At 62.5% G+C, this 15,572-nt stretch carries 18 protein-coding genes; 11 read left to right on the top strand and 7 right to left on the bottom strand.

What is annotated here, in order from left to right; translation table 11 throughout:
* Positions 1 to 110: 110 nt before the first annotated feature.
* A complete protein-coding gene (locus tag E3O67_RS15470; RefSeq protein WP_135103115.1) occupies positions 111 to 656 on the bottom strand; it encodes a hypothetical protein in 546 nt (181 codons plus the stop codon).
* Between the two features lie 155 nt (positions 657 to 811).
* On the opposite strand from E3O67_RS15470, the gene dprA reads away from it, so the two are divergent.
* From dprA to E3O67_RS15435, 7 genes are all read left to right on the top strand, one after another.
* Positions 812 to 1,732 (top strand): DNA-processing protein DprA, encoded by a 921-nt coding sequence (gene dprA / locus E3O67_RS15465; RefSeq protein ID WP_135103114.1) that lies wholly within the window; start codon positions 812 to 814, stop codon positions 1,730 to 1,732.
* A 505-nt stretch (positions 1,733 to 2,237) separates the two neighbouring features.
* The gene (locus E3O67_RS15460) at positions 2,238 to 3,173 is read left to right on the top strand and encodes a DUF3560 domain-containing protein (RefSeq protein WP_135103113.1); all 936 of its coding nucleotides are present in this window, start codon (positions 2,238 to 2,240) and stop codon (positions 3,171 to 3,173) included.
* Between the two features lie 407 nt (positions 3,174 to 3,580).
* Complete coding sequence (locus E3O67_RS15455) at positions 3,581 to 4,000, top strand: DUF3846 domain-containing protein (RefSeq protein ID WP_135103112.1); 420 nt, start codon at positions 3,581 to 3,583, stop codon at positions 3,998 to 4,000.
* A gap of 396 nt (positions 4,001 to 4,396) precedes the next feature.
* Positions 4,397 to 5,278 carry a ParA family protein gene (locus E3O67_RS15450; protein WP_135103111.1) on the top strand — a complete coding sequence of 294 codons (882 nt, stop codon included), beginning with the start codon at positions 4,397 to 4,399 and terminating at the stop codon, positions 5,276 to 5,278.
* Between the two features lie 65 nt (positions 5,279 to 5,343).
* Positions 5,344 to 5,661, top strand: a complete 318-nt coding sequence (locus E3O67_RS15445) for a hypothetical protein (protein WP_135103110.1) — start codon at positions 5,344 to 5,346, stop codon at positions 5,659 to 5,661.
* A 105-nt stretch (positions 5,662 to 5,766) separates the two neighbouring features.
* Complete coding sequence (locus E3O67_RS15440) at positions 5,767 to 6,033, top strand: glutaredoxin family protein (RefSeq protein ID WP_135103109.1); 267 nt, start codon at positions 5,767 to 5,769, stop codon at positions 6,031 to 6,033.
* A 10-nt stretch (positions 6,034 to 6,043) separates the two neighbouring features.
* The gene (locus E3O67_RS15435) at positions 6,044 to 6,412 is read left to right on the top strand and encodes a single-stranded DNA-binding protein (RefSeq protein WP_135103108.1); all 369 of its coding nucleotides are present in this window, start codon (positions 6,044 to 6,046) and stop codon (positions 6,410 to 6,412) included.
* 101 nt (positions 6,413 to 6,513) lie between these two features.
* Here the strand turns inward: E3O67_RS15435 and E3O67_RS15430 are convergent, their stop codons facing one another.
* The 4 genes from E3O67_RS15430 to E3O67_RS17085 all read right to left on the bottom strand — a co-directional run bounded on the left by E3O67_RS15430 (position 6,514) and on the right by E3O67_RS17085 (position 9,879).
* The gene (locus tag E3O67_RS15430; RefSeq protein WP_135103107.1) at positions 6,514 to 7,575 is read right to left on the bottom strand and encodes a hypothetical protein; all 1,062 of its coding nucleotides are present in this window, start codon (positions 7,573 to 7,575) and stop codon (positions 6,514 to 6,516) included.
* A 646-nt stretch (positions 7,576 to 8,221) separates the two neighbouring features.
* Positions 8,222 to 8,335 (bottom strand): zf-TFIIB domain-containing protein, encoded by a 114-nt coding sequence (locus E3O67_RS17910; RefSeq protein WP_370260532.1) that lies wholly within the window; start codon positions 8,333 to 8,335, stop codon positions 8,222 to 8,224.
* Positions 8,336 to 8,439: 104 nt separating this feature from the next.
* A complete protein-coding gene (locus E3O67_RS15425) occupies positions 8,440 to 9,348 on the bottom strand; it encodes a hypothetical protein (RefSeq protein ID WP_135103106.1) in 909 nt (302 codons plus the stop codon).
* A gap of 390 nt (positions 9,349 to 9,738) precedes the next feature.
* On the bottom strand, positions 9,739 to 9,879 hold the full coding sequence (locus tag E3O67_RS17085) for a hypothetical protein (RefSeq protein WP_167726687.1): 141 nt from the start codon (positions 9,877 to 9,879) through the stop codon (positions 9,739 to 9,741).
* A 23-nt stretch (positions 9,880 to 9,902) separates the two neighbouring features.
* Here E3O67_RS17085 and E3O67_RS15420 point away from each other — a divergent pair, with 23 nt between their 5' ends.
* Complete coding sequence (locus E3O67_RS15420; protein WP_135103105.1) at positions 9,903 to 10,466, top strand: hypothetical protein; 564 nt, start codon at positions 9,903 to 9,905, stop codon at positions 10,464 to 10,466.
* Between the two features lie 355 nt (positions 10,467 to 10,821).
* Here E3O67_RS15420 and E3O67_RS15415 read toward each other — a convergent pair whose 3' ends face one another.
* Positions 10,822 to 11,088 carry a ribbon-helix-helix protein, CopG family gene (locus E3O67_RS15415; RefSeq protein ID WP_135103104.1) on the bottom strand — a complete coding sequence of 89 codons (267 nt, stop codon included), beginning with the start codon at positions 11,086 to 11,088 and terminating at the stop codon, positions 10,822 to 10,824.
* 579 nt (positions 11,089 to 11,667) lie between these two features.
* Here E3O67_RS15415 and E3O67_RS15410 point away from each other — a divergent pair.
* Positions 11,668 to 12,012 (top strand): hypothetical protein, encoded by a 345-nt coding sequence (locus E3O67_RS15410; RefSeq protein WP_135103103.1) that lies wholly within the window; start codon positions 11,668 to 11,670, stop codon positions 12,010 to 12,012.
* 310 nt (positions 12,013 to 12,322) lie between these two features.
* On the opposite strand, the gene E3O67_RS15405 is transcribed toward E3O67_RS15410, so the two are convergent.
* On the bottom strand, positions 12,323 to 12,712 hold the full coding sequence (locus tag E3O67_RS15405) for a hypothetical protein (RefSeq protein ID WP_135103102.1): 390 nt from the start codon (positions 12,710 to 12,712) through the stop codon (positions 12,323 to 12,325).
* A gap of 101 nt (positions 12,713 to 12,813) precedes the next feature.
* Between E3O67_RS15405 and E3O67_RS15400 the strand changes: the two genes are divergently transcribed.
* Both E3O67_RS15400 and E3O67_RS15395 read left to right on the top strand, forming a co-directional pair.
* Entirely contained in the window at positions 12,814 to 14,430 is a 1,617-nt protein-coding gene (locus E3O67_RS15400) for an ATP-dependent endonuclease (protein ID WP_135103101.1), read from the top strand.
* On the top strand, positions 14,414 to 15,505 hold the full coding sequence (locus E3O67_RS15395; RefSeq protein WP_135103100.1) for a UvrD-helicase domain-containing protein: 1,092 nt from the start codon (positions 14,414 to 14,416) through the stop codon (positions 15,503 to 15,505). Before E3O67_RS15400 ends, E3O67_RS15395 begins: the two co-directional genes overlap by 17 nt.
* Positions 15,506 to 15,572 lie beyond the last annotated feature (67 nt).

Below are 15,572 nucleotides of genomic sequence, written 5' to 3'. Positions count from 1 at the left end.
GCTCATGAGGACCTCCGTGACTTGTGAAGACGTTAGATACCTCCACTAAGTCCGGAGGTTCTCCCTTTTCACAAGCCGCGAAGTGTCACCAACGTCCTGGCCGGGTACACCTAGCGCGCGACCCGATCTTGGAAGAGAAACTGGCGATGGCAGTCAGCGAGCGAAATCGTCTCGCCCACCACTTCTTCAGTGAGTGGTCGGACGCTTGGAATGGCCTTGAGACCGAGGTCGAAATGATTGAAGACGCGAACCGCGTTCAAAGGCTGTTCGAAGAAACGGTTCGGGAGCTCGCCGCGACGCTCGGAGGACACCTCGACGTCATCGGCTCGAATCCAGATGCGTATATCCCCGGCCTGCAGCGGCGCATCAGCGATTGCACCAGACAAGGTGAGCCGACCACAAACTGAGCTCTCCTGTCGAACGGTGTTGTTACCCAATCGGCCTGTCAATGCCCCAAGCCCCGGCGTGACCGTGGGGACTGTCACGCCGGGCCTTCCTGCCCCTGGCCCCGGCACGGAAGCCGGAGCCTGAAACAACCAGGCACGCGTCCCTTCGGGCCGTGACGGAACAGCGGCGTAGCCGCCGTACCAATTTTCCCAGGGGAGCCGCTGCGCGGCACTGATTTCCGAGCATTTTTGCCCTATCTGGCCGGTCATCGTAGCTCCCTCCAGGCCTGCGTCACCCGCATTCTCGGACGCGCCCTGCGGGCTTATTTCGCCCGAGAATGCGGGCACTACGGCCCTCCAGTCGCTCTCGATTTCTCTTGCCAGACAGGCCAAAAAAACAGTTGTCCACGAGGGAAAGAGAACCCATGACCACGCTCGCAAGCATCAGCAGCCACGTTCCCACCATCCAGCGATTCAGTGCCGACGCAGCAGCGCGCGGAATCTGGACCATCATCAGCGAACCTGGGGACAGTGACACCGGCGAACTCATCGCCGCGCTCGGCGCTGAAGAAGCCCTCAACGTTCTCCTGCACGGCACCAGCGACGCGGCAGGACTCGACCTCTCCATCCTTCGCGCCCGCACCCGGCCCCGCGCGAGCGCAGGCAACATCGCCGCAGCTTTTGCGGCCGCACACACCGCGACAGCAGAACTCATCACGCCGGAGCACCCGCACTGGCCCGCTGGATTCACCGACCTCGGCTCCGCCGCCCCGTATGCACTCTGGGTTCGAGGGACAACCGAGATCCTGGTCGACCCCCTGAACACGGCGATCGTGGGAGCCAGAGCCGCCAGTGGCTACGGCGAAAACGTCACGATGGAGATAACCGCCGGACTCGTCAGCCGGGGCCACGTGATCATTTCTGGTGCAGCGTACGGAGTCGACGGAATGGCTCACCGCGCCGCGCTGGCCAGCGGAGGGCGCACCGTCGCCTACCTCGCAGGCGGACTCGACCGGTACTACCCCACGGGCCACGACGCGCTGCTCACCCGGATTGCCGAGACGGGCGCAGTAGCCACAGAAATCAGTTTCGGGCAGAGCCCCACCCGGTACCGCTTCCTGATGCGAAATCGGTTGATCGCGGCCGCCGCCCGCGCGACCGTAGTGACAGAGGCCGGCTACCGCTCGGGATCGTTGAAAATCGCGACTCACGCCTTCGCAATCGCCCGCCCCGTGGGCGCCGTCCCCGGCCCGGTCACGTCCCCGACAAGTGCCGGATGCCACCGGCTCATCCGCGAGTTCGGAGCGCAGCTCGTCACGAACGCCGAGGAGGTCGCCGCGCTCTAGACCACGCAGCCGGCCAGCTCACGAGCTGGCCGGCGAGGGGACCTATCCCCCTCGCACTCCCCCGCAACGGAATATCACAGTGATATCACTCTGAAACTGCAACGGCGAAGCCGCCACGAGCGATATGGAGCCGCTGCGCGGCACTGATTACCGCGCTTTTTGTCCTATCTGGCCGGTCATCGTAGCTCCCTCCAGGCCTGCGCCACCCGCATTCTCGGACGCGCCCTGCGGGCTTATTTCGCCCAAGAATGCGGGCACTACGGCCCTCCAGTCGCTATCGATTTCTCTTGCCAGACAGGCCAAAAAAACAGTTGTTCACGAGGGAAAGAGAACCCATGGCTGAGTCGGATCGCCACTACGAGAACACCTATTCCAGGGAGCGCTACGCGGACGGTTGCGCCTGCAGCGGTTGCCGTTCGGAAGGTGGCGTGGATACCCAGCCGGGGGAAACCTGCACCGCGACCCGCTACGCCGACAGCTTCGCTTAGATCGAGGGAAAAAAATCATGCTCACCATCACCCACAGCCACGCAGCCGGAACCATGATCGACGGCACCAGCCGAGGCGACGGAACCGCCGACGTCCTCAAGACCAACGGATGGCGCTGGGGGCGCAGCATCAGCGCCTGGTTCGTGCCGCAGTCCCGCGACCACCTCCCCAAGCTCCACACCATCACCCGCACCCAGACCGCCCTTGAGGCGGCCGGATTCGAGGTCGAAACCGACATCAACCACGACCACCGCCCGACAGCGGAGGTCGAAGCCGGAAAGATTGAGCGTCAGGCCGACCGGGTCGACGCCCTCTTCGTGAAAGCCGAATGCAAGAGCACCGACGACGCGGCCGCGTGGACCAACGCCCGCGCGGCCCTTGACCGCCTGCCCGAAGGAGGCGAACCGATCAAAGTCGGCCACCACTCCGAAAGCCGCCACCGCAACGCGATCGCCAAAGCAAACAACGCCATGCGCAAATCAGTCGAAGCCACAGCAGACGCCACCCGCGCCCAGGCACGCGCCGACACGGCCACCCACACCACCGACGCCCGCTACCAGCCCGTGACGGTCGCCAACCGAATCCAGACGTTAGGGGCGGACATCCGAAAACTGGAACGCCGAATCACCGCACCGCGATACGACGACGCACTCGGCTACGTCGACGCAACAGAAACCGAGAAGCAGAGCAGGGCGGACCACCTCGAACCGCACCTGGCAGAGAAGCGCGACCAGCTCTCCTACTGGGAGGGTGTGCGCGCCGCCCAGATCGAGAGCGGCCAGGCCACCGGCTACGACCGCAGCAACGTCAAGAAAGGCGACCGGGTCAGGATCCGCGGCCAGTGGCGCGAGGTCGTCCGGGCCAACGCCAAAACCGTCAGCCTGACCACCGGCTACAGCTGGACCGACACGGCGCCCTATGCCGAGATCCAGAAGCACCTCCGCCCAGAGTGACCCCGCCGCGACGGCCCGCCCGCCCAGGGCGAGCCGTCGCAGCCCAACCCACACCACAAGCGAATCCCAGCGCGCGCCGACCGATCCTGTCGGCTCGGCCGCGAGGGGGACGGTGCCCCCTCACACTCCCCCAGCCAAGCGGACCCGGCTACGCCGGCCTGATCCTTTCAAAGACATTTCTTCCCTTGGTGGCCGATCATCGTAGTTCGCTCCGTGCCTGCGTTCCCACAATCTCGCACGGCGGTCGCAAGCTCCCTTATTCCGCACGAGATTGCGTGCACTCCGGCACTCCCGCTCTCAATCGATTCTCTTGCCACCAAGGGAAGAAAAACGGTGGACGACAACACAACCACCGCCACGAGAGCACGGGATCCCGCGCAACTCACCAACCGAGGAGAGAGAACCCCATGACCACCACCATCCGCAGCGTCAAGATCAACCCGACCGAAACCATCACCACCCACGACCTGAACGAGAACAGCATCGGGGCGGATATCAGCGCCGCCATCGGATGCCGGATGTTCGACGTCGTCGGCCTGGCCGACGATATCGACCTCTTCGTCGACGATGAAGGACTCATCAACGGCTCAACCCTGAATCTGCCCGCGACCGTACTCGCCCACCTACTCGGCAGGCCCGTCGTCATCTTCGGCACCGCCATCGCCGTCAGCGTCACTCCAGACGGGGAAACCGTCGGTCTCACCGACAGCCAGCTCGCGAGGATCCAGAAATCATTCGCGCAGAAGCCCGACGAGGACACTGTCGACACCCTCGTGGGGAGCCTGTCCCCCTTCCCCACCGTCGTGAGCATGCTCCGCGCCATGTAGCCAGGCCCAGCCGGCTGGCCCTCACGGGCCAGCCGGTGAGGGGACAGCCCTCACACTCCCCCACCCCGGAGGAGCACCCCCCCCCGCTGGCTGAACGAAGCTCCCCTTGCGACGACCAGGGTCTCAATCAAATGGCGGGACTTTGGCTGCGTCTCGCCTTCGACCAGCGGCGGCGCCGTGCACAGAAAACGGCACCAGCGGATCCTGCTGGGCCCAGAAAGACAATGCTTGCAATACAAACAAGTATTGGATTTATTGCATAACAAACAAACATTGCCTTCATGGCGTGTCGGTCAATGCAATGTACGCAATACAAGCAATAGTTGGAAAACAATCAACCCTGTAAATACAAACAAGTATTGTATTTGTCGACTTTTTCCGTGAGAGGCAAGAATCGTGGCCCACACAGCAGTCATATCGAATAACAAGGGCGGCGTGTCCAAGACGGAGCTGACCGTACAGCTCGCCGCTGCGCTCGCTCGAGTGGGCCAACGGATCCTCGTCATAGACATGGACCCACAAGCGAACGCCACACGTCGCCTCGGCATCGAATGGGACGCGAACGAACCGATCCCAACCATGTCCGAGGTCATCAAGGCAGACCAGTCAGGGGCGGGGGAGGGGGCTGTGGTCGCTTGCGGTTGGACCACGCCCGACGGAACGCCAACGCCTGAGGCAGAAAACATTGATGTGCTCCCGGCCCGGTTTGACCTCATCAACCGCGAAACCGAAGCCGGAGTCATCGGCGCCGTGAGGAGACTTCAGAAGGCTCTGGAGGGATGGACAGACGACTACGACATCATCCTCATCGACACTCGGCCAGACCTAGGCCACCTGGTCCAGATGTCGATGGCGGCCGCCGACACCATCATCATCCCAACGGACCCCAACTACGACTCCGTCGAAGCAGCGATCCGGGTGAACGACTTCGTTACTCGTCACGCGATCGACATCGCCAACCCGACCCTCACCGTCGGTGGCATCGTCGTAACGCGACGAAAGGCCACCATAGAACATGACTACCAGATCGAGGGGCTGCGCGGTCAGTTCGGAGATCTCGTGTGGAATCTCGGTGGCGTCGTCAAGATGGCAGATGGCTCAGAACTGTTGAACCCGTCTTACATTCCCGAGTGGTCACGCTTCGCAGAGGCCGATGCAGCGGCCGTGTCTTTGTCCGACTGGACCGACCGAAACGGCCGCAAGACCGTGGCTCTCTACGACGCCGTCGCTCGAACCTACCTTGCCCGCTTCCTGGGTGCCAAGGGGGTGGCAGCATGACCGCTCCCAGTCGTCGACGGCCAGGAAGCGCAAGCCCGATCAGGCTAGTGCCCGAGGTTGAAGAAGTGCGCACGCCGCCCTCCATGGAACCTCAGCCGACCGCTTCAACAACGAACCCCGACATCAAATTGCCAACGGCCGAGTCCGTGGATAGTGACGAAAAGAAAGCAGTCACCTTCGGACTCCGCACTTCCCTCAAGAAACGCGCCGAAACAGCAGTACTTCGAACCGCAGGCTACGAAGGCGGCTATAACTCAATGGCTGCCCTCGTTGACGGCGCGCTCGAACGTGAACTCGCAAGGCTCGCGATTGAGTTCAACAACGGTGAGCCCTTTCCCCGGAATCTCGGTGGATTTCGTCAAGGCAGACCCCTAGGGAGCTGACGAACAAGAGAGACGCGGTCGGTCACCACATGCCAGCACAGGACGGTCACAGGGGCACGATCCGAATTGAGCCGCTACGCGGCTCTGCAGTTAAACAGGCGCAACATGAGTGAGCCAGTGGTCGTCTATACGGTGCCGGAGTGCCAGCCCTGTCGAATGACGAAGATGAAGCTTGACCAGGTCGGCATCAGCTACACAGTCGTCGACCTGTCCCAGGACGAAGCCGCGCTCGAGTACATCAGGACGCTTGGACACCTACAGGCACCAGTCGTCGAAACGGCATCCACCAGCTGGTCAGGATTCCAGCCGGAACTCATCACCGCGCTTACCAACGAGCTCAAATCCGCAGACAACCCGAGCACCCACCCGTAGGAGCAAAACCATGTCAACACCACGCACCATCACCGGGAACCTCGCCGCAGACGTCGAAGTAGTGAAGGCCGGCAGTATCAAGATCACCAAGTTCCGAGTCATCGAGAACACGGGGGAGTACCGCGCCGGAAGGTACCTCGAACACGTCGACCCGACAACGCATTTCGTTGAGGCCAAGTTCGAGCTGGGCGAGAACGCAGCAGCCACGCTCCACAAAGGGGACGCAGTAATCGTCGTCGGACGAGAGCACACCAACAGCTGGGGCCCCGAAGGATCGAAGACCTTCGGCCGAGTCATCGACGCCGACTACATCGGCGCCGACCTCAGCCGCGCCGTCGCGCAAATCCGCCGCAACAGCAAACCCGACGACCAGGCCTAACCCCAAGGGGCCCGCCCGCGGCCACATCGCTGCGGCCGCCGCGCACGGCGAAGCTTCCCGCCGTGGCACGACGCGCAGTTTTGGGGGAGTGGCCCGCAGGTTTACTTCTGCTTGGGGCGGGTGGTCTGTGCTTCGGCACGGTCAGCGCGGGTGCGTTGCTCGCGTTCGCTCCTGCGTAGCTCGTCCAGGTCGGCGCGCAACTGGGTGAGCTGCTGTTCGAGGGCCGCCCGCACGTCAGTGACACGCTGCTCAGCGTAGGAACGCTCCCGGGTGACCTCGGACGTGGCACTGTCACGTTCGCTGATGACCGTGGCCAGACGCCCGTTGAGCACGAGCACTTCCGCCCGGACGCTCTCGCCCTCCAACCGGACCTGGTCGAGCAGGGCACGGGCGTTCGCCGCTTCCGTCTCGGCCCGCTCGGCGCGCGCCTCGTCGGCATCGGCCTGTACGGCTGCGGCCCGCGCGGCCGTCACAGCCTCGTCCTTGATCGCTGTGGCGGTGGTGACGAGGTTCTGGGCCTCGGCGAGTTGAGCGACCGTGGTCACGTTCTCGAGGGTCAGGATGGCCAGCTGGGTCGTCAGGGCAGCCAGCTCGTCGTTTGCGCGGGCGTTGTCCTCGCCTGCGGCGACCAGGTCGCTCTCCAGGGTGGCGGCGCGCTGCTCGAGCGCGTCCAGGGTGGTGCGGAGTTCGTCGACCTGAACGGCTGATTCTTCGGCTGCCGCGTCGGCTTCCGCCCGCTCGGCTTCGGCCTTACGCGCGGCGGTCTCGGCCCGGTTGGCGCGGGCTGCGGCGGACGCGACCTGCTCGGCCGCGTCGGAGGTGACGGCCTCGATCTGTGCTTCGGCCGCGTCGGGATCCGCGACTGTGCGCAGCTCGTCGACGAGGACGACGAGCTGCTGCTGCAGGTGCTCGACCATGCCGGCGACCTGGGAGCGCAGCACACTAGCCCTCTGCCGGGCTGCGTCGACGGGGAGCTTGTCGTCCTCGACCGTGCGCTCGACCCGGCCGGACTCAGCGCGGCGGGCACGCCACGCGGCGGCACGGTTATGGGCGGGGTTGGTGCAGTAACCGGCGGGCCGGCCGACGCCGGGCGTGGCGTCAACGGGCTCGTCGCAGCCGGGGAAACCGCAGGTGCGCGCGTCGGTGATCTCAGGGAGGCTCATGCTCATATCGTATCACCATATACGCAATACGCGATACGCAATACGCAATACGCAATACGCAATAACGAATTTCGAGTAGGCGTCCCCGAGTTGAGTCGCGCTGTCATTTTTCGAAGTCGCCTACACAGATGTTCGTACTCGCGTGCACAACTGAATCGTTGACTGCGCGACGAGACGTTGTCGCCCCGTTGGCCTCTGGATTCGTCGCCCGTCTCGGCGCCACGACGGCAATCGCATCCGGACCACCCCCGGCCCATTCGGCGTCCGCCCCCTTGCCTTCTGCTTGTGCAGGCGAGTACGAACAAAAGCGGCACTTGTGCAGAGGAGTACGGAAAAGTCAGTCGTCACACTCGGCTGCACAACCCCCGAAATCACAGGGGTCGTTGTGCAGCCGACTTCGAAAAATGACAACGTAGCCAGCCATGGCCGGCTCGTGACCACGGTCACCACGCTGCAGGACGCCCGTCGTCTAGGACGTATGCGGCAGCCTCAAGGCATCGGCCACAAGCTCGAGCAGAGGCCCTGTGGCCCTTGGCCAGTGGACCAGGTCGAGCAACGGACCAGTACGACGTCACGGAGGACAACGGGGGGAGACTCGCGCGGAGCATCGCCACGGCGGGCCGAACATCTCACCCGAGTCGAGCAGTCAGAGCTTCACAAGCCCGCACTCCGCGCATTTCCAGAACGCTGCACCCCAGCGCTCAACTGCAGCCATGCGAACCAAGCAGGCAGGGCAGTTGGGGGTGTCGAGGTCATCCATGGGCGGAGTCTGGCACTGACCCCGTGCACGCGCCAGCGACAAGGACCAGGACGGGCCCTCCACCCGGCCGCGGCTTTATCCCAGGCCAGTGCCAGGCATGCCACTCAGACCCGGCTACGCTCGGTGGCCCAGGCTGGCGGGCGCCAATATGAGGCCGCAAAGGTGCCGCCGAGCACCAGGACAAACACCGCTAGGTACACAGCCCAAGTGTCCGGCAGAACCGGATTGCCCGCCACAAGAGCGTCGTAGCAGAAATGCCCGAGCATCAATGGGAGCACTGACCGGTAGATCGCGAATACGGCCAGGAATCCCGCGCCCCAGACCACCGCGACCGTGGATCCAAGGCCGCCCTGAGACAGATGATCCGTGTATCGCGTGACAAGGCCCACGAGGGCGGCGGCGACCGCCACTGCCCACAACGTGCGAGAGTCCAGCGCAGACCGACCATGCTGGATCCGCCACCGGCTGACTGCCGATGCAGCGGCGAACGCGATACCGGCCGGCGCGGCGACATTCAGAGTCTCCTCCGTCGTCGCGGCGAAAAGTCCGACCAGGGCCCTGTCCGCACCGCTGTAGGTCCGCCACAGTGCCGAGGCGCCCTCCGATGCAGTGCCCGTCGTCGACTCAATCAGGCTGCGCAGCAGTCCAGCTCCCCATGCGATCGCCAGGACCCACACCGTGGCCCGAACGAACCGGCCGACCGGGTGCGCGGACCGCGGCCACCGGCCCCCGAAACCGTCGCCGGCTATCGACCAGCGAGACAGCAGCACGAGGCCGGCAGTAATCAGACTCGCCCCAACCATGAATTGCGCGGCGGCCTCTCCGAGGCCACCCGCCGAGTCGCCCGAGTCCATGACTGTTGTCTGGGAGCCCTGCACCCACCTGAATGGAATCAGCAGCAACAAACTCACCGCGACGAACCACGTGACCAGCGACACCATCGCCTGCAGCGACTCGCGCGTGAAGAAATCTCTGACGCGGAGCGGGTCAGAGTCCGGGGTCGTTTGCGCCATGGCCCCAGGTTAAGCGCGGTCGCGGGCGCAGCCCGCCAGTCGTCGGTGTCCGGCGGGGTCCGGGGGACACCCGCCGTCGAAGACGGCGCATAGGGCGCTGTGAGCCATCCGGCTCAAGCTACCCACCGCACTTGGTGAAGCCGCCACGTACACAGCATGTGACCGTCTCGTTGAGGGCTTCGCCCTTTTGGAAAGTACAGACCATGAAGAAAAAGAAGGCACACCGTTCGCGCATCAACTGGACAAGGGTCCTCGTCGCGGCAATCAATGTCCTTGGCCTCATCGCCGTGGCGCACTTTCGATCTCGCTAACCCGTAGCTTTGCTCAGTCGGCGGCGGGCTCCCAGTAGTCGATGGAGAGGCCGAGGACTGCGAGCTATAGCCTGTGCGCTCAGAAGTTGACGTTGGTGCGGTAGGTGAGTAGGCGCGCGACAGTGGCGTCATTCAGCTCGGCCACAACGGTCATGATGGGCTTTCTCTGGTCGGGATGCGAGCGGCTTGGCCCACGAGCGTTGGCGATCGAAGCTGTCACCGGCACCCTCTATGCTCACGAGTATGAGTGAGGCAACCGAAAAGGCCCTTGAGGTCGCACGTGAACATTTGAGGACCGCCCAGGGGAACTCCGAAGCAAAGAAACGCGTGACGCTGGCCTACATCGCCGCGCATCTCCCCGGGAAGGCGGAGTCGATCGCCAAACGCTACGCGCACGAACAGCCCGAGGTCACGAAGTCGATCGGTCGAGAGGGCGTCTCCACCCTTCGAGCCGAAGTTGCCGAGGAAGCCCGCGTTCTCGGCGCAGCCTTCATTGCCGCCGTCGACGACATCGAGTGGCCTATCAGCGACGGCACCTATTCGAAGGTCTCTCCGGGCAAGATCCACAGCGCTATCTTCAAGCGGTTCCATGGCAAGGTCGATGGAGTCATCGGCCCGATCAGGAGCGCCGGCTATACGTTGGACGCCCGCCACACCAACTCGGTGATCCTCCCGCAATACCTCTATGAGGAGGATTGGTTCGACGACCTCGCTCAGGCCTTGAACGACTTGTCGACCGCGCGGCGCACAGTCCAAGCGGCCCGGGCTGCTGACGACAAGTCAGCGGTCGACGACCTCTGGATTTAGCGTCCACAATTGCGCGAACTGCGAGATCCGGGCGCTATGCCGACTGCACCGAAGGCCGGGAGCTGGCAACTGTTCGCATGAACCTGACTTGACACCCGCCAGGCCATGCAGCCTTCTGAAACTAGTTACTACTAAGACCCGGTCGTCGCCCGCTTGGCCGTGAATCGCTCAGCCAGCCGTGACAAGGAGTATCACCGCCGGCTCATCGGCCAGGTCTGGCCGGACACTCGGTCCCACCACGAGTAGCCACATTAAATTCTCATAGTGCGTGCTTTGATCTCCACGCAAATGAGCCAAGCGTTAAGGAGCGTCACGGTCAGGCCTGCGACGCTCCTTAAATCGTGGAAACTGCTCGTTATATGAGAACTAGTTCGGTGACCGTTTTGTTGACTTTGTCGGCAATCTGAACTTTGTGTCCAGCACTTACTTCGTCCTCGATGTACTTGTACACCGAGATTGCTCGACGGACCGCCTCAGTCACTGAGATACCTCGTTCGTCGGCTAGCGCCTTGAGGGCTTCGGCGGTTTCGTTGTTTAGGTTCACATTTAGGCGAACGATCTTTTCCGCGCTCTGTCGGCGCGGGGTTCGCGTGTCATTGGTGGTGGGGTAGACGGAAGTCATGGTCCACTGTTCCTTCACTGATTCTGGGCGTCGTGCTGCGTAACGTCGCGGCACTCGGCGCTTCAGGGTTCATTGATGAGCCGACCAACTCGGCCGGCGATGATCGATGGTCCGGGAGTGCAGCTCCCGGAATCCGATCAAGTTTGATTCGAGGTGGTCTCAAATCGTCGTCATCTCTAAACCCTAACCGCATTTACCCCTTTTATCTACCACTTTGGCACACCGAATGCGCAAATTATACGTATGGAACGCGTTCGAACGTGTATACTGAACGAACGCTGGGACTATCCGACGCTCCAGGTATTTAACTCAACATGGAAGGAGATCCAGTGACAGGAAACGCCTTCCAGGGGTTTTACCCGGACAGTAGTTTTGAACCCACTTCCTCTGTATTCAATTTATTTCTCGTTTCTAAGGCCCTCGCGGTAGATCGCATGAGCTCTTGCGCCGATGCACGCCAGAGCACAATCGTGCTCGAGCCCGTCCGCGAGCTCACGGACAACGAACAACCGTCGTCCTGCGGCTTGTCAGGTGTCTTCGTCCTGATGCCGTGTTCGGATACCGATCCGGAGACTTCGATTGGATAACACCAGGGCGCAGGAGCCCAGCCCCCACCACAGCGAGCTGGAGGAAGACACCTCCGACATTGACGAATCTGAGACGCCCGCGCCCGGTGCGTACAGAATCAAGAAGAAGCGCAGGAGGATGCCCAAGGGCACCCACGATCAAGTCACCCGCCAGCTCATTGCTTTCACTGTGCTGGGGCTCCTGGCCCTTCCCTTTTGCGCGGTGATACTCGCGCTGATCTGCAACTGGATCGACGGAGATAAATTCACAATGGCGGTCGCGGCAATATCGGGACCGCAGGCTCTCGCCGCAGCCGTGATCGGTTTCTACTACGGCAAGAACGCCTCAGATTCCTGAACTAATCACCCTGTGACTTTGGGGCTCTCGGGGTGGTGTGTGCTTCATTGGGCGCAGCGAGCGGGTTGCCCGCGTCGCTCCAGAGCAGGCGTCGGTGTCTTGTATCCCTAGGGATATGAGGCGTTTCACGACTCCCATTTTTTTGCCTTTGCAGATCGCCGGAATTGCCGGAATCTCACGGCGCGGCGATTCGCTGTGACTTTTGGCGCTCTGTGGCGGCGTTCTGTGAACACTCTTTGGCGCATTGAGATGTATCCCGCGGCGCTCCAGAGCAGGTGTCAGTGCCTTGTCTCCGCCGGTTCTGAAGCACTCAGCTCAAGAGACAGATGCGCGCAGTCGACATCGACGGGGACGGTAGCCCTGATAAGCCGCGGGCAGCGGTTGCTGCAGGGAATGCCAGCGCCGCGGTCAAGGGGGCGGCCACGAGCGTTACCGGGGCGATTGGATCGATGTTGAGGCGCAGGACAGATGAAGGGGCCTCTTCCGAAATGCCGATCCCTGAGTTATCCACTGAAAAGTAATGATCCTCGCCAGCAGCCAGCAGCCAGCAGCCAGCAGCCAGCAGCCAGCAGCCAGCAGCCAGCAGCCAGCAGCCAGCAGCGAGCAGCGAGCAGCGAGCAGCGAGCAGCGAGCAGCGAGCAGCGAGCAGCGAGTGAGCGATTGCGCCTTTGCGCCCGAGCTGCTGGTTCAGGCTCGGCAAACTCAGAGCGCGCAGGCATGTTGCCTGAGCTCGTTGGCTCGCACTGCCAGACTCGTCAGAGAAATTACGCGATGCACTAGACGCATTACCGGGGGAACCACTTGATTACCAGAGTTCGCATTCGCGGCTATCGGAAGTTTAGAAGCCTCGACTTCCGACCCCACCCGACGTTCAACGTCCTCGTCGGGAACAATCAGGCAGGAAAGTCGACTCTGCTCGAAGCAATCGGGATGGCGGTGACCGGCCGAATCAATGGCCGCACGGTCTCTGAAGAGCTGAACCCGCACTGGTTCCACGCCCAGACCGTGGCCGAGTACCTGGCGGCGCGTGCGCGAAGGGAGAATCCTCTGCCGCCTGAGATCTTCATTGAGGTGACCCTCCAGGATCGGTCCGAGTTCGCTCCTCTCATCGGCGCAGATGACCTCGACAAGCCAAGCGGTCACGCTCCAGGCGTGCGTCTTCGCATCCGGCTGAACCCGGAGTACCGGGACGAATTCAGCGCGTACGTCTCCGAACCGGGTACGAAATTACTACCCACGGAGTACTTCACTGCCGATTGGCGTTCGTTCCAGGGAAACCACCTGACTCAGCGACCGCGCGCTCTCGCCGTCGCCGTCATCGACTCTCGAACCGTCCGCTCAACGGCGGGCGTGGACTATCACCTGCGACAGGTGATTGGGGATAACCTCACAGACGAGGAACGTGCGGCGGTTTCAGCGGCGTTCCGCAGGGTGAAAGAGAACATGACCGCCGAACATCTCGGGGACGTCAATACGAAACTCGCCGCTGGCGACGAGCTCCTCGATGGCGGCCATGTTGCCTTGGCAATGGACCACTCGTCCCGCACGTCGTGGGACAGCAGCGTGGTTCCGCACGTCGACGACGTTCCCTTCCTCTTGGCCGGGCAAGGGCAGCAAGCGGTCACGAAGATCGTCCTCGCAATGCGCCGCCACGCGAACGCAGCCGGCGCTGTCATGATCGAAGAACCAGAGAACCACCTGTCACACTCCAACTTGAACGTGCTCCTGGACCGAATCGACACGCTTAGCCACGACGAGCAGCAGGTGTTCGTCGCCACTCACAGCTCCTTCGTCCTCAACCGTCTCGGTCTTGACCGGCTCCGGCTGGTGTCCGACGGCGATGTCCGACCCTTCGCCGCCCTTCCCGAGGACACCGTTAACTACTTCCGGAAGCTTCCTGGCTTCGACACCCTCCGCCTCGTGCTCGCACAACGAATGGTTCTGGTCGAGGGGCCATCCGACGAGCTCCTGTTCGAACGGTTCTATCGGGATCGGTGGGGCCGGCGCCCCATCGACGACGGCATCGACGTTTTCTCGATGCGCGGCCTATCCCATCGCCGGTTTTTGGAGTTGGCGAAACTCGTCGGCAAGCGTTGCGTCATCCTCAGCGACAACGATGGCCGCTCCCAAAGCGAGCTCGACGATGCGCGCATCGAACTCGGTGACCTCCTCAACGACGATCGGGTGATCGTCTTCGGCGACGTTGCGTGTGGGCACACCCTCGAACCGCAGGTCCTGAACGTCAATGACGCCAACACGCTGCGGGCCATCTTGGGAACACCCCGCGCCAACCTTGAGACATGGATGGGGAACAACAAGACCGACGCCGCGTTGAAGATTTTCTCATCGCCAACCACGATCACATCTCCTTCATATTTCACCAACGCTCTGGAATTCATCCATGACAGTAGGCGGTGAACTCGTACTGGCCGTTGCGGGATCGCGGAAGACACAGAGCATCGTCGACGCCTGCGCAACCGCCCCCGCCGGGCAGCGAATTCTCGTCCTCACGTTCACCCTCAACAACCAGGCGGAACTGCGTCGACGAGTGCACGAAGCCAACCCAACCGCCGACATCGAGGTATCCGGATGGTTCACCTTCCTCATCGGCCAGTTCATCCGCCCCTATCTCCCGTTCCTGTTCCCGGGCCAGGACGTCAAAGGACTCGATGACAAGAGCCCCTATCAGGAGAAAGTTCCGCTAACGGTACGGCGTCGATACTTCACCCAATCAGGATTGCTGCGCGCGGTTCACACCGCCCACCTGTCAAATCTCTTGATCGAGGCATCACGCTCGCTCCCGCTGCGCCGTCTGGAAGCCATCTACGACCATGTCTATATCGACGAGGTGCAGGACCTGAGCGGGTACGACCTAGAGATTGTGGAGGCACTTCTGCGTTCCACGATTCCGCTGACAATGGTCGGGGACGTCCGGCAGGCGGTTATCTCGACCAACCCGTCGGAACGGAAGCACAAGCAGTACAAGAACATGCAGGTGTGGAACTGGTTCCGACACCAGGAGGCAGCCGGCAGATTGGTCATCACCCACCGGTCGGAAACGTGGCGATGCCGGCCCGAAATAGCAGCATTCGCCGACTCGCTCTTCGACAGCATCTGGGCGTTCCCACCAACAGTGTCATTGAATGCGACTGCGTCGGATCATGACGGCGTGTTTCTCGTCCGAACGAAAGACGTCGAAGCTTACATCGACCGGTTCGAGCCGCAGAACCTCCGCTGGGGCGCCGGATCCTGGAAAAGCCACGATCACCTGACTTTCATGAACTTCGGCGCAGCGAAGGGACTCACACGCAAACGAGTCCTGATCTTCCCGACAGACAAGATGCAGAAGCTGCTCCAGAGGGGAACGCAACTCGAAGACCTCACCGCGGCGAAGCTATACGTCGGAGTAACTCGTGCTGAACAGAGCGTCGCGTTCGTGCTCGATAAGGCGGGGGACGATACGCGGCATCCTTATTGGCGGCGACCCGATTGACCGACATCCCTGGACAATGCTGGCCGCTGGTCTGGCGGGGGTAGATCGTGTGCAGCACGCCGCCCGG

This window comes from Cryobacterium sp. TMT3-29-2 (genome assembly GCF_004564305.1).
Lineage (GTDB): Bacteria > Actinomycetota > Actinomycetes > Actinomycetales > Microbacteriaceae > Cryobacterium > Cryobacterium sinapicolor.
This window is presented reverse-complemented; position numbering and strand designations above follow the sequence as displayed.

Excerpts from the sequence above, each read along its gene's own strand:
- E3O67_RS15470 (WP_135103115.1), bottom strand. The coding sequence starts at position 656 with ATGACCGGCCAGATAGGGCAAAAATGCTCGGAAATCAGTGCCGCGCAG.
- E3O67_RS17910 (WP_370260532.1), bottom strand. The coding sequence starts at position 8,335 with ATGGATGACCTCGACACCCCCAACTGCCCTGCCTGCTTGGTTCGCATG.
- E3O67_RS15440 (WP_135103109.1), top strand. The coding sequence starts at position 5,767 with ATGAGTGAGCCAGTGGTCGTCTATACGGTGCCGGAGTGCCAGCCCTGT.
- E3O67_RS15430 (WP_135103107.1), bottom strand. The coding sequence starts at position 7,575 with ATGAGCCTCCCTGAGATCACCGACGCGCGCACCTGCGGTTTCCCCGGC.
- E3O67_RS15455 (WP_135103112.1), top strand. The coding sequence starts at position 3,581 with ATGACCACCACCATCCGCAGCGTCAAGATCAACCCGACCGAAACCATC.
- E3O67_RS15435 (WP_135103108.1), top strand. The coding sequence starts at position 6,044 with ATGTCAACACCACGCACCATCACCGGGAACCTCGCCGCAGACGTCGAA.
- E3O67_RS15395 (WP_135103100.1), top strand. The coding sequence starts at position 14,414 with ATGACAGTAGGCGGTGAACTCGTACTGGCCGTTGCGGGATCGCGGAAG.
- E3O67_RS15460 (WP_135103113.1), top strand. The coding sequence starts at position 2,238 with ATGCTCACCATCACCCACAGCCACGCAGCCGGAACCATGATCGACGGC.
- E3O67_RS15415 (WP_135103104.1), bottom strand. The coding sequence starts at position 11,088 with ATGACTTCCGTCTACCCCACCACCAATGACACGCGAACCCCGCGCCGA.
- E3O67_RS15425 (WP_135103106.1), bottom strand. The coding sequence starts at position 9,348 with ATGGCGCAAACGACCCCGGACTCTGACCCGCTCCGCGTCAGAGATTTC.
- dprA (WP_135103114.1), top strand. The coding sequence starts at position 812 with ATGACCACGCTCGCAAGCATCAGCAGCCACGTTCCCACCATCCAGCGA.
- E3O67_RS15420 (WP_135103105.1), top strand. The coding sequence starts at position 9,903 with ATGAGTGAGGCAACCGAAAAGGCCCTTGAGGTCGCACGTGAACATTTG.